Source organism: Paracoccus methylarcula, assembly GCF_003007735.2.
In the GTDB taxonomy this organism is placed as follows: domain Bacteria; phylum Pseudomonadota; class Alphaproteobacteria; order Rhodobacterales; family Rhodobacteraceae; genus Paracoccus; species Paracoccus methylarcula.
In genome coordinates, this window is the sequence record NZ_PXNQ02000011.1 from 175,762 (window position 1) to 188,580 (window position 12,819).

Consider the following 12,819-nt stretch of genomic DNA (forward strand, 5'->3'; position numbering starts at 1 on the left):
CGCCACCGCCTCTTGTCAGCCCGCCAGCGCCGCGATCAGCGCCTCGACATCCGCCTCGGATGTGTCCCATGCCGTCACCAGCCGGATCGGCACCGGGTCCAGCCCCTCGGCGGATTTGTCGGGCCAGAGGTAATAGATCGCGCCCGCTTGTTTCGCCCGCGCATGGGCCTCGGGCGGGATCGTCGCAAAGACCGCGTTCGATTGCACCGGCGCCAGGAGCGAACCTCCGATCGAGGTGATCCCTTCGGCCAGCCTGGCAGCCAAGCCGTTGGCATGGCCCGCCAATTCCAGCCACAGCCCGTTTTCGACCAGCGCCAGCATCTGCGCGGCAAGGAAACGCTGCTTGGAGAATACATGCCCCGACTGCTTGCGGCGATAGTCGAATTCCTCGGCCAGATCGGGATCGAAGAACACCACCGCCTCGGCCCCCATGGCGCCATTCTTGGTGCCGCCAAAGCACAGCGCATCGACGCCCGCGCGCCATGTCACATCCGCCGCCGAACAACCCAGAGACGCCACCGCATTGGCAAATCTCGCCCCGTCCATATGCAGGGGCAGCCCGGCCTCATGCGCCACCCGCGCCAGCGCCGCGACCTCATCCGGCGTATAGACGGTGCCCCATTCACTTGCGTTGGTGATCGAGATCAGCCCGTTGCGCCCACCATTCAGCCCGTCCGCCGCCCCGCGCCACATGGCGTCGGCCAGCGCTTCGGGCTGTATCTTGCCATGCTCACCCGGCAGCGTCACCAGCTTGGCACCGCCGGTAAAGAACTCGGGCGCGCCGCATTCGCTGGTCTCGATATGGGCGTCCTGGTGACAGTAAATCCGTCCGTAGCGTGGTGCGAGCTGCCCGCAGACCAACGCATTCGCCGCCGTCCCGGTCGCGACGAAGCGGACCACCGCGCGCGGCGCCTCCAGCGCGTCCCGGATCGCGGCCTCGGCGCGGGCCGTCACCGAGTCGGCGCCATAGCCCATCACCGCGCCATGATTGCACTCCGCCAGCATGGCCATGACCGCCGGATGCGCGCCATATGTGTTGTCGGAGGCGAAATTCATGACAAATCCTCGATGATGTGATCTTCCCAGTCCTCTTCGGACAATGCCGCCTCACTGACGGTCCAGCCGCGCACGCTGACCCCGGCCCGATGCACCGATTCCGGATCGCCCGAGATCAGGTAATGCCATTCATAGAGCGGCTTGCCCTCGTGACGCAGCCGGTATGCGCAGGTCGCGGGCAGCCACCACGCGATCTCTTTCAGCTTTTTCGGTGTCAGCACGACGCATTCGGGCACGTAATCATGCCGGTTCGCATAGGAACTGCAGCGGCAGGCATGCCCGTCCAGCAGTTTGCAGGCGACACGGGTAAAGGCCAGTTCGCCGGTATCCTCGTATTCGATCTTGTTCAGGCAGCATTTGCCGCAACCGTCGCAAAGCGCCTCCCACTCGCCGGGGGTGAGTTGCTTAAGCGGCAATTCCCAGAATCTCTCGCGCATCACGCGCCCGCCAGGACCGTGCGCGCCTGGTCCGCGTCATCGGCGATCTGGTCGATCAGCACCTCGATACTGTCGAATTTCGCCTCGTCGCGCAGGAATTCGACCAGCGCGACCGACAGGTGCTGGCCATAAAGGTCGCCGTCGAAATCAAACAGATGCACTTCGAGATTCGGGGCGTTCCGGCCGAACATCGGGCGCACGCCAAGGCTGGCCACGCCCTGGCAGGACAGCCGGTCCGGACCGGTCAGCACATCGACCAGCACCGCGTAGACGCCAAGGCGCGGCAGATGCAGCCCCTCCATGCGCATATTGGCGGTGGGCCAGCCGAAATCACGGCCGCGCTTGTCGCCATGGACGACCTCGCCCTCGATCCGGTGCCAATGGCCCAGCATCCTCTCGGCATCGCGCGTGCGGCCCTCGGTCAGGGCCTTGCGGATCGCGGTCGAGCTGTAATCCTGCCCACCGGTTCCCACCAGCGGAACGGCGGTCACGCCGAATCCCAGCTTCGTACCCAGATCCGTGAGTGTCTGCGCATCCCCTGCCCGGTCCTTGCCAAAGCAGAAATCGGCGCCCACCGTGACATGGCGGATGCCCAACCCCTCGACCAGTACCTCGCGCGCAAAACCTTCGGGGGTCAGCCCGGCCAGAACGGCGTTGAAGGGCAATTCATAGAGCTGCTCCACGCCCAAGCGTGCCAGGCGGTTGGCACGGGATTCGGCATTCATCAGCCGGAAAGGCGGGGCATCGGGGGCAAAGAACTCGCGCGGATGGGGTTCGAATGTCAGCACGCCCAAAGGTGCATCGGCGGCCCGTGAGGCCGCCTCGATCACCGCCCGGTGACCCAGATGCACGCCGTCGAAATTGCCCATGGCAATCGTCGCGCCATGGCTGCTGATTGGCAGGCCGGTCCAGTCACGATGGATCTGCAATGCGCCCCCTATCGGGGCCATCCATGCCCCGTCAGTCGAACTTGCGGCTTGGCGCCAGAACGACAGCCTCGCCTTTCAGAACGACCGTATCGCCGACGAGGCAGCGGGTTGCAAGCGTCACCCTGCGTTTCGCGTGATCGATTGTCTCGACCGTGACCTCGGCGCGGACCATGTCGCCGGGACGGACGGGTGCCATGAATTTCAGCGTCTGGCCCAGATAGACCGTGCCATGGCCGGGAAGCTGCTCCCCGATCACCGCCGAGATCAGCCCCGCCGTCAGCATTCCATGCGCAATCCGGCCCTCGAAAATCGTGTCCTGCGCATAGTCATCATCCAGATGCACCGGGTTGCGATCGGTCGATACTTCGGCGAACAGCTCGATATCGTGATCGGTTACCTGCTTTTGCAGGTAACGGGTCATGCCGACTTCCAGATCCTCGATGACGATCGTGCCGCGGGGAAGATTGTCCAACATCTTGCGTTCCATAACTCAACCGGGTCTCAGGATAGAATGCTGCATAGCAGCAAAAACCCCGTCACGCAAGAAAATATCTTCGATGTGGCTGTGAAGTTAATTTTATTGCTTGCGCATATTTCGGGCCGATAAACGAAAACACCCGCACCAATCGGCGCGGGTGTCAGGACAGTCGAGGTGCGTATGGCTCAGCGCAACCGCCCGATACTGTATCGCGGAGCCATTTGCTGGGTCGCCAGCCATTCGCGCAGCAATTCCTCATCGGGATCCTCGACATCGGGGCCGAACGCCTCCGCCGCCAGCCCCCCGGTCACAAAGAGGCAGTCGATGCCCTCTTGCTGCGCGCCCTTCACATCCGTGCGAATACCATCGCCCACCGCCAGGATACGGGCCTCGTCGCCCAGATCCATCAGGCGGCGCGCCCGGTCATAGACCGGCGGATGCGGCTTGCCGAAGTAAAGCGACTGGCCGCCCAGTTCCTCGTAGAACTCGGCCAGCGCGCCGGCGCAATAGATCCGCGTCTCGCCCATATCGACGACGACATCGGGATTGGCGCAAAGCAGCACCAGCCCCCGCTCGCGCGCCATCATCAGACGGGCGCGGTAGTCCTCGGGCGCTTCGTTCGCCTCGTCGAATGGGCCTGTCGCGACGATGCCTTCGGCCTCTTCCAGGGATACGCGCGATATCGCCGGGGCATTCGCCCATTCGCCGGGAATATCGGTAAAGAAGCCGTCATCCTTTTCGGTGCCGATATGCCAGACCTTGCGGCCCACGGCCCCCGCGAACATGGCATCCTGCGCGGCATCGCCGGAACTGACGACCAGGTCCCAGGCATCGCGCGGCACGCCCATCCGGTCGAGCTGCGCGATCACATATTGATTGGGCCTTGGCGCATTGGTCATCAGGCAGACCCTGCCCCCCGCCCGACGGAATTGCTGCAGGGCGCTGACCGCTGCCGGATAGGGCTGCTTGCCGTTATGCAAACAGCCCCAGAGATCGCAAAACAGCGCGTCGTAATCGCCGCCGATCTGCGACAGGTTCCCGATGATCTGGCTCATCAGACGGCCAGAACCGGGATGATCTGCTTCTTGCGGCTCATGACACCGGGCAGGACGACCGTGTCGCCCTCGACCGTGGCGTTAAAGCTTTTCTCGGCGACCTGCTTCACGAAATCGTTCGGGACCAGCAGTGTTGCCTCTTCCTTCAGGATGTCGATGATGAACAGCAGCACGTCATCGGCGCCATCGGCCCCGGCCACACCCGGCATGGCATCCATCAGCGCCTGCTTGCGGTCCAGCAGAACCTGCGGCGCGGTGGTTTCCAGGACCGAAATCCGCAGCTTCTTGCCGCCCAGCTCGTATTCCTTGCTGTCCATCCGCAGCAGTTCCTCGTCGCTGAAGGCGCTGACATCGGATTTGGCGGCGAACATCTCGGCCGCGTAATCGGCGATATCCACACCCAGTTCCGCCGCCAGCTTCTCGGCCACCTCGCGGTCATGCGGAGTCGTGGTCGGGCTGCGGAATTCGAGCGTATCGGACAGGATGCAGGTGAGCATCGCGCCCTTCACCCTTCGGGGGCGCTCTCCAGATCCTCGCCGATCAGGTCATGCATGATCGTCGCCGTGCAGGCCAGCGGGCGGATGGTGATATTGATCGGCGCGCGGGTTTTCACGCCACCCGCCAGCATGTGGTGATCGATGATCTCGATCACCTCGGCCTCGTTGATCGAGGCGGGCAGTTCAGCCGGGTTGTTGGTATCGACGATGACGCATTTGTCATCTGCCGCCACGTCCGAGATGATCTCGGGCTTGTCCAGCCCCCACCGCTCCAGCATCCAGGCGGCCTCGGTATTGGGCTCGCCCTGCAGGACGGGCTTGGCCGGGGTCTTGCGGATCTCGTTCAGATACCAGGCCCAGATGATGGGCGAGCCGGTCGAATCTGTGTCGGGGGCGGTGTGGCCGAATACCTTGATCATATGGAGCCTCTGCAGCTTCGGAATTTGCCGGCGTTATAGGAGGGCCCGAGGGGGATGTCCACGCGCGCCGCCGCCCTGCCGTGATGCTGTCACAAAGCCGGGTCGCGGGCGTGGTCAGGGTGGTTGATGAGAGGCGGGAGTGAGGCCTAAGCGACTGTTGGTTTCTTAGTTCTTGGCCCTATTGAAATCCAAAGCATTCATCCATCTGCTACGATCTTCCCATCTGGGTCCTAGATCAAACTTCTTCCAGTACCCGTCTTGTTCTCGCTCGGTAAGGCTCTGCCAAAACGGAAAAAAAACTTCGTGCAAATAAGTCTCCCCGGCTCCCATTCTCCACCCGATACTACCCAGTAAAATTCTGGGTTTCTCAATCCAAGGTGGGAGCGGTTCTCCTTCCTTTCTCTCAAATATGAGTCCGTCCGCAAGTGCTTGCGCCCGCGTCTGCTTTTCTACGACCCAATCGGGCGTCACATCAGGTTTCCTGGTTTCCATTGCGAAGGGCCAAATGATTTCGATTTCATCGAAACATCCTATTAACATGATCTTTGAGGCACAATGAAGGCCGGTTTCGTCCGCACAGCCGATAACAGGAAGCACCTCCCTCAAAGCAAAAGGCGCCCCGAAACGGGACGCCCTTGGATCGGATTTCGAAACGGATCAGGCCGCGCGCGCCGTCAGCACCTCGTCCACGCGCTTTTGCGCGGTGCCTTCGTCCAGCCCGCCCACTGCAGCGACCTCGCGGGTCAGGCGGTCCAGCGCGGCCTCGTAAAGCTGGCGCTCGGAATAGGATTGCTCGCGCTGCTCGTCATTGCGGTGCAGGTCGCGCACCACCTCGGCAATCGACATCAGGTCGCCGGAATTGATCTTCTGCTCGTATTCCTGGGCGCGGCGCGACCACATCGCACGCTTCACGCGAGCCTTGCCCTTGAGCGTTTCCAGTGCCTTGTCGACGAGATCCGGCGAGGACAGGCCGCGCATCCCGATCTCGGTCGCGCGGGCGGTCGGCACGCGCAGGGTCATCTTGTCCTTGTCGAACGAGATGACGAACATTTCCAGCCGCAGCCCCGCAACTTCCTGCTCTTCGATCGACACGATCCGGCCGACTCCATGAGCCGGATACACGACGAAGTCATCGGGGCGGAATTCGTTTTTCTTGGCTTTCGACATATGGCTTCCTCTAGGTGGCGCCCCCGGACCGAGGGCACAAAAGACCGCAAGCGGCGAAAGCCACCTTCGGTCCGTTTTGATCGTTTTAATTGCCCGTGCCCGGCAGAGGGCGCGGGAACGGCAGCAGTGAGCGCGCATCTTCCAGGCCTCTGACTCCCATCAGATGCGACTTGAATTGAACATAACATAAATAAGACGTTAAAAAAAGCGGCCACGAAGCGGCATCGCGCCGCAGCGCGGAATGAATATTCCACCTGCTATTCAATGCGTTGGCAGATATGAACCCGATAGTTCACGCAAATGCGCATGCGAATCGCCCGCATTTCGCGACCGGCCGCAACCGGTTTTCAGACCGATTGTGACAGCCCCGCCTAGTCGCCTTCGCCGGGTGCTTCGGAGAAATATTTCTCCAGCTTGCCCTCTTGACCATCCATTTCCTCTGCCGTGGGCAGCGGATCCTTCTTCTGGGTGATGACCGGCCATTGCTCGGAATATTTGCGGTTGAACTCGACCCATTGCTCCATGTCGGGCTCGGTATCCGGGCGGATCGCGTCAGCGGGGCATTCGGGTTCGCAGACGCCGCAATCGATGCATTCATCGGGATGGATGACCAGCGTGTTCTCGCCCTCGTAGAAACAGTCCACGGGGCACACCTCCACGCAGTCGGTGTATTTGCACATGATGCAGTTGTCGGTCACCACATAGGTCATCGCGGGGCTCTTGGATTGGTCTTGTCGGCTTCACCTAGTCTCTTCACCCGGATCAATCAAGCCACCCCGCCCCAGATCGAGGCCGGTTGCGTATCATGCGCAGGTGAATCCGAAGGACAGCGTTCCGGTCATTCGCTCCGGGCGGCAAATCGGTCGCAGCCCATCGGCCCGCTCCTCGACGGTGTTCCTGAAATTCCGCTCATTGCAGAATATCGCGCCCGCACCGGAAATTTTACCCGGCCCGGAGGCCGAAAACATCAGGTGCCGGGATCGGACGAATCAGAGTCGGACGGCCCGGTTTCCCCATGCTCGGCATAAAGGGTCTGCGCCTCACTGGCGGGACCGCGGCGTTCGCCAAGCGCAATGATGTCGAATATCCGCACCCGGCCATGGGCAGAGACGACCAACCGGTCACCCGGTCTGACCACCCGCCCCGGTTTGCGGCAGGGCTGTCCGTTCAGGCGGACGCCCCCCGCCTCGATACGCGCAGCGGCGAGCCCGCGCGACTTGAACAGCCGCGCGTGAAACAGCCATTTGTCCAACCGCAAGCTGCCGGTATCGGCTGTCACTTCTTGTCTTTGAGCGCGGCCAGGACCGCGAAGGGGCTGTCGGGATCGGCCTTTTTCTCGGGGCGAGAATGGAAGGTCTTGGGCCCCTGCGGCTTGCCGCCCTTTTTCGGGCCGCCCTTGCCGCGAGGCTTGCCGGTTTCACGGCCCGGCTTGCCGCCCTCGGCACGGGTTTCCTTGCGGGGGCCGCGGCGCCCCTGCCCTTCGCCTTGCGGACGGCGGTTGCCGCGCGGCTTGGGGGCCCAACGGAAGGTATAGAATACCTCCATTTCGACCGGCGCCTCCTCGTCCGGGGCGGCCTCCCCCGCCGCTTCTGCCTCGGCGCGGCGTTTCTCGGCCTGCTCGGCCTCCCATCTGGCGCGGGTCTCGGCGGCCAGGACGCTTTCCTCTTCGGTCATCGGCGCGTCCGAAGCCTCGCCCTCGGCCGGGGCGGCGGGCGGCACCACCGGCTCGGCGGGTTTGACCTTTTCGCGTTCGCCCTTCTCGGCGGCATAGCCAAGCCCCTGCATCAAGCCGGCGAATTGTTCCAGCGTCATGCCGGTGATCGACAGCATGTCGGCATTCGCCTCGAACCCGCTGCGCGTGTCCTGCGCGCGGAGCAGATCGGCAAGGCGTTCCAGCATGTCGATGCGGATCGCGCGCTCGCCTGCGGGACGATAGCCCGACAGCGTGTAATAGCCGTCCGGCACCTCGGGGATATGCGGAATCGTGACCAGCCCGGGCGGCGGGCTTTCGGGAAACTCCTCCAGCCCCTCGACCAGCGACCACAGCACCAGCCGCAACCGCGTCGGCGCGGGCTTCAGCAGGGCCGGCATGAAAATGGTGAACTGGCCGAAGCGGACGCCATGCTTGCGCAGCATCCCCCGCGCGTCCTGATCCAGTTCCTTCACCTCGGTGGCCACGCCTTCGCGCGGCAGCACGCCAAGCGATTCGACCAGGCGGAAGGCAAAGCCCTTGGCGAGGCCCGTCAGCGCCTCGTCCTTCTGCATGGTAATCAGCGGCTCGAACAGCGCGGCGACCTTGCGGTCGATGAAATGCTGCAACCGGCGGCGCACCTTTTCGGCGATCTCGGACCCGGCCTCTTCATCGACGAAGACCTCGACACCGGGATTGAGCGCATCCGCCCCGCGGCTCAGCTTGCCCACGGCGGCATCGCCCCACATGAGCCCGCCCTGTTCGGTGAAATCCAGCTCGGTATCGGGGGCGTTATAGAAACGGTCGGCACGCAGATGGAAATGCGGGCGCAGGGCCTCGTAGCTGACGCGGTTCAGCATCTTTGCCTCATCCGCTGTCGCGGTCTGGTCGGGGCGGAAACGGAAACCTTCCAACCGGCCGGCGAACTCGCCCTCGACCGTCACTTCGCCCTTGTCATTCACTTCGGCCACAAGGCTCTCCTTCTGCTTGAGCCGGCGCAACAGAACGGATGTGCGCCGGTCCACAAATCTTTGGGTCAGAGCCGCGTGGAGCGCATCTGACAATCGGTCTTCTACCGCGCGAGTCTCGCCGCGCCAATGGTTTTCGTCCTCGACCCAACCACTGCGTTGCGCCACATAGGTCCAGGTGCGGATATATGCCAGCCGTTTCGACAGCGCGTCGATATCGCCATGGGTGCGGTCGATCCGCTCGATCGCCCGCGTCAGCCAGTCCGACGGAATCGCCCCTTCCTGCAGGAAACCGAAGATCCGGGCCAGCAGGCCGGAATGCTCGGAGGGCGAGATGCCGCGGAAATCCGGCACCCGGCAGACATCCCAGAGCAGCCGCACATCGCGACCGCCCTGCACCCGGTCCCGGATCTCGGGCAGCTCGCGCAGGGATTTCAGGGCCGCCAGATCGTCGGCCTCGCGCCCCCGCGACAGCCGTTCATGCCCCGGTGAGACTTCGAGGCTGGAGACCAGCCGGTCCATGGTCCCGTATTCCAGCGCCCTGTTGCGCCACATCAGCCGCTGGATGGGTGCGAAACGATGGTTCTCGATGGCGTCGATCAGCCCCTCGTCCAGGGATTGTGCCTCACCCGTCACTCCGAATGTGCCCGCATCGGTATGCCGCCCCGCCCGGCCCGCGATCTGGCCCAGCTCATGCGGGAACAGCGCGCGCACGCGGCGGCCATCGAACTTATGCGTGGCGCTGAAGGCGACATGGCGGATATCGAGATTCAGCCCCATGCCGATGGCGTCGGTGGCCACGAGGTAATCGACCTCACCCGCCTGATACATCGCCACCTGGGCATTGCGCGTGCGCGGGCTCAACGCTCCCATGACGACGGCGCAGCCGCCCTTTTGCCGCCGGATCAGCTCGGCCATCGCATAGACGTCATCGGTGCTGAAGCCGACAATGGCCGAGCGCGCGGGCATGCGCGACAATTTCCGCGACCCCGCCCAGCCAAGGGCCGAGAACCTTTCGCGGCGCTGGAACTGCACATCCGGGATCAGCGCCGCGATGGCCGGGCGCATCGTGTCGCTGCCCAGCAGCAGCGTCTCGTGCAGCCCGCGCATGTTCAGCAGACGGTCGGTAAAGACATGGCCGCGTTCCGGATCGGCGCATAGCTGGATCTCGTCGATGGCAACGAAGTCGGCACCGATCTCGGGCATGGCCTCGGTGGTGGCGACCCAGTATTGCACCCGCTCGGGCACGATGCGCTCCTCGCCCGTGACCAGCGCCACGACCGAGGGACCGCGCGCCTTGACGATCCGGTCATAGACCTCGCGCGCCAGCAGCCGCAGCGGCAGGCCGATGACCCCGGTCCGATGGGCCAGCATCCGTTCGATGGCGTAATGGGTCTTGCCGGTATTGGTCGGGCCGAGGACTGCCGTGACCCGGCCGCGTGTTTGCATGTTCATGGCGTCAGATATCGGTGCCGGTCTGTTGCTTTTCCAGCCGCGCCACCCCGTCCCTGGCCTCTTGCTGATGGGGGTGGATCTTCAGGCTTTCGCGATAGGCGGCCAATGCGCCCTCGTAGTCCTCCATCTCTTCCAGGATCACGCCAAGCTGTGTCAGGGCGGCAAAATGCCGCGGCTCCAGCTCCAGCGCGCGGGCCAGGTCGGCGGCGGCGGGGCCGAAATAACCGGCCGAGGCAAAGGCCGCCGCCCGGGCCTGCCAGCCGGCGGCGAAATCCGGTGCGTGGTCGGTGAGTGCGGTCAGATGGCCCATGGCGGCGTCCAGATCGCCCATGTCCAGCGCCTCTTCGCCGCGCTTGAGCAGCAGATCCATCGCCGGAGAACCGGATTTCGACCATTCCCGCAAAATGTCGGCCTCGGCGATTCGCCATGCGTCATTGCCGGGCCGGGCGAGTTGCGCGAACAGCTTGTCCAGGTCGGCATCCTGCGCCACGGCGGAAAACCCCGCCCATAGCAGGACCGCGCATGCAAAGATTGCACGCATGCCTGCCGTAACGATAAGGTGGAAAAAACTTCGGACCGGGCGCATATCGTGAATGTAACCACTGAGCCCGCCGGGCACCAGACATAGCGCAAGGAGACGCATGAAAATGAGCGATATCGTGAACGCCGCCGTCGAGAAACTGAGCGAAAAGATCGGCAGCTTTTCCTCGACCGCCAAGTTCGTGATCGAGGACGAGGGTTCGATCATGATCGACGACAGCGGCGTGCGCGCGGGCGATGACGCGGCGGATGTGACGCTGACGGCCAGCCGCGAGACATTCGAGGGCATCCTGGATGGCAGCGTCAACCCGACCACCGCCTTCATGAGCGGCAAGCTCAAGCTCGACGGCGACATGAGCGTGGCCATGCAACTGGGCCAGGCCCTGTCGTGAACGGCTGACGCATGATCGAACAGGCTCCGTTCCACCAGCTTCCCGGCGATCCCCTGGCGCCCGGCTCGGCTTTCTGGGTCAAGACCGAGGATGACATGCGGCTGCGGCTCGCGCTGTGGCGTTGCGACGGTATCGATCCGGTGGGCGGGGTGCTGCTTTTTCCCGGCCGCACCGAATATGTCGAGAAATATGCGCCATTCGCGCGCAAGCTGACCGATGCGGGCTACGAGGTGCTGGCGATCGACTGGCGCGGCCAGGGCCTGTCGGACCGGCTGATCGACGATCCGCGGCCGGGTCATATCCGGGAATTCCGGGACTATCAGCGCGACGTGATCGAGATGGTGGTCGCGGCCTCGCAGGTCGATCTGCCAAAACCATGGCATCTGCTGGCCCATTCGATGGGCGGCTGCATCGGGCTGGCGGCCCTGTTCGACGAATTGCCGGTCTCCAGCGCGGTCTTTTCCGCCCCGATGTGGGGGATCGAGCCGCATGGGATACCGCGCCCCGTCGCCCTCGCGGTGACCTCGCTGGCGAAACGGCTCGGCTTTGGTGAGCGTCCGACACCCGGCACCGGGGCGAAAGGCGCCTATTTCCTCGACGAGGCCTTCAGCTCGAATCTGCTGACCCATGACCTGGGCGAATGGACACGGCTTTTGCACGAATCGGCTGCATGGTCCGACCTGACCATCGGCGGGGCGAGTTTCCAGTGGCTGGGCGAGGCATTGCGCGAGTGCGCGCGCTTGTCGGCGCTGCCATCGCCCGATCTGCCGGTGACGGTCTCGCTCGGGGATGGCGAGAAGATCGTCTCGGCCCAGGCCATCCGCGACCGCGCGGGACGTTGGGACGATGCCCGCCTGCTGGAATTCGAGGATTGCCGTCACGAAGTCATCATGGAAACGCCCGATCTGCGCGAGCGTTTCCTGGAAGCGGCCCTGCAGCAATTCGACGTCGCGCGCTAGCGCATCGGCCCATATCCGTCCCGGGCGGGCAAGCTTCGCGGGCCATGCAAAAGGGCCGCGCGTTGGCGGCCCCTCGTCATTACCGTGAATCCGCTCAGGCCGGTTCGGCCACGCGGGCGTTCTGCAGCCACGCCAGCACCGATTCGGGCGAGGTCTCGCCATAGGGATCCTCGGGGCAGTCATCCATGCGGCCCGGTTCTTCGAACCATGCCTCGACCACGCCGTCATTGACCACCGCGGCATAACGCCATGACCGGGCGCCGAATCCGAGATTATCCTTGCGCACCAGCATGCCGGCCTTTTCGGTGAATTCGCCCGAACCGTCCGGGATCACCGCCACGTTCTGCAACCCCTGGGTCTTGGCCCATTGATTCATGACGAAACTGTCATTGACTGACATGCAATAGATCGCGTCGATGGCAAGTTCGCGCATCTGGCCAAAGGCCTTCTCGAAGCCCGGAAGCTGATAGGTCGAGCAGGTCGGGGTGAAGGCACCGGGCAGCGAGAACAGCACCACGCGCTTGCCCTTGAAATAGTCATCCGTCGTCATGTCCTGCCAGCGGAACGGATTCGGGCCGCCGACCGCCTCGTCGCGAATTCGGGTCCGGAAGGTTACCTGGGGAAGCTTGTCGCCGATTTTCATCTGTCTGGTCCTTTGTCATCCAAAACGCCTCCCCCCTTTGCACCCGCACTGCGGTGCAGCGCGGATATGCAGATGCAGCATGACCAGCGCCGTTGATCAAGCCCCCGTTTGCGATTAGGTAGAAGAAAACCCAT

At 63.7% G+C, this 12,819-nt stretch carries 13 protein-coding genes and 1 pseudogene; 2 read left to right on the forward strand and 12 right to left on the reverse strand.

All coding sequences use genetic code 11. The features are described from left to right. Positions 1 to 15: 15 nt before the first annotated feature. From A7A09_RS17190 to A7A09_RS17245, 11 genes and pseudogenes are all read right to left on the reverse strand, one after another. The gene (locus tag A7A09_RS17190; protein WP_106692531.1) at positions 16 to 1,056 is read right to left on the reverse strand and encodes a threonine aldolase family protein; all 1,041 of its coding nucleotides are present in this window, start codon (positions 1,054 to 1,056) and stop codon (positions 16 to 18) included. Beyond that, positions 1,053 to 1,493, reverse strand: a complete 441-nt coding sequence (locus A7A09_RS17195; RefSeq protein WP_106692557.1) for a YcgN family cysteine cluster protein — start codon at positions 1,491 to 1,493, stop codon at positions 1,053 to 1,055. Before A7A09_RS17195 ends, A7A09_RS17190 begins: the two co-directional genes overlap by 4 nt. Then, complete coding sequence (locus tag A7A09_RS17200) at positions 1,493 to 2,422, reverse strand: bifunctional riboflavin kinase/FAD synthetase (RefSeq protein ID WP_106692558.1); 930 nt, start codon at positions 2,420 to 2,422, stop codon at positions 1,493 to 1,495. Before A7A09_RS17200 ends, A7A09_RS17195 begins: the two co-directional genes overlap by 1 nt. 31 nt (positions 2,423 to 2,453) lie before the next feature. Further along, positions 2,454 to 2,897: a MaoC family dehydratase gene (locus tag A7A09_RS17205; RefSeq protein ID WP_106692559.1), complete on the reverse strand. Its 444-nt coding sequence runs from the start codon at positions 2,895 to 2,897 to the stop codon at positions 2,454 to 2,456. A 188-nt stretch (positions 2,898 to 3,085) separates the two neighbouring features. Further along, positions 3,086 to 3,955 carry a TIGR01459 family HAD-type hydrolase gene (locus A7A09_RS17210; protein WP_106692532.1) on the reverse strand — a complete coding sequence of 290 codons (870 nt, stop codon included), beginning with the start codon at positions 3,953 to 3,955 and terminating at the stop codon, positions 3,086 to 3,088. Then, positions 3,955 to 4,871, reverse strand: a pseudogene (locus tag A7A09_RS17215) (manganese-dependent inorganic pyrophosphatase). Before A7A09_RS17215 ends, A7A09_RS17210 begins: the two are co-directional and overlap by 1 nt. 657 nt (positions 4,872 to 5,528) lie before the next feature. After that, a complete protein-coding gene (locus tag A7A09_RS17225; RefSeq protein WP_106692534.1) occupies positions 5,529 to 6,038 on the reverse strand; it encodes a CarD family transcriptional regulator in 510 nt (169 codons plus the stop codon). A 371-nt stretch (positions 6,039 to 6,409) separates the two neighbouring features. Then, on the reverse strand, positions 6,410 to 6,748 hold the full coding sequence (fdxA, locus tag A7A09_RS17230; RefSeq protein ID WP_106692535.1) for a ferredoxin FdxA: 339 nt from the start codon (positions 6,746 to 6,748) through the stop codon (positions 6,410 to 6,412). 257 nt (positions 6,749 to 7,005) lie between these two features. After that, positions 7,006 to 7,317: an RNA-binding S4 domain-containing protein gene (locus tag A7A09_RS17235; RefSeq protein WP_106692536.1), complete on the reverse strand. Its 312-nt coding sequence runs from the start codon at positions 7,315 to 7,317 to the stop codon at positions 7,006 to 7,008. Then, positions 7,314 to 10,145 (reverse strand): helicase-related protein, encoded by a 2,832-nt coding sequence (locus tag A7A09_RS17240; protein WP_106692560.1) that lies wholly within the window; start codon positions 10,143 to 10,145, stop codon positions 7,314 to 7,316. Before A7A09_RS17240 ends, A7A09_RS17235 begins: the two co-directional genes overlap by 4 nt. Positions 10,146 to 10,155: 10 nt before the next feature. Next, on the reverse strand, positions 10,156 to 10,692 hold the full coding sequence (locus A7A09_RS17245; protein WP_106692537.1) for a tetratricopeptide repeat protein: 537 nt from the start codon (positions 10,690 to 10,692) through the stop codon (positions 10,156 to 10,158). A gap of 106 nt (positions 10,693 to 10,798) precedes the next feature. On the opposite strand from A7A09_RS17245, the gene A7A09_RS17250 reads away from it, so the two are divergent. Continuing rightward, positions 10,799 to 11,083 (forward strand): SCP2 sterol-binding domain-containing protein, encoded by a 285-nt coding sequence (locus tag A7A09_RS17250; protein ID WP_106692538.1) that lies wholly within the window; start codon positions 10,799 to 10,801, stop codon positions 11,081 to 11,083. 11 nt (positions 11,084 to 11,094) lie between these two features. After that, entirely contained in the window at positions 11,095 to 12,042 is a 948-nt protein-coding gene (locus tag A7A09_RS17255) for an alpha/beta hydrolase (protein WP_245999422.1), read from the forward strand. A gap of 94 nt (positions 12,043 to 12,136) precedes the next feature. Here A7A09_RS17255 and A7A09_RS17260 read toward each other — a convergent pair whose 3' ends face one another. After that, a complete protein-coding gene (locus tag A7A09_RS17260; RefSeq protein ID WP_106692539.1) occupies positions 12,137 to 12,685 on the reverse strand; it encodes a peroxiredoxin in 549 nt (182 codons plus the stop codon). Positions 12,686 to 12,819 lie beyond the last annotated feature (134 nt).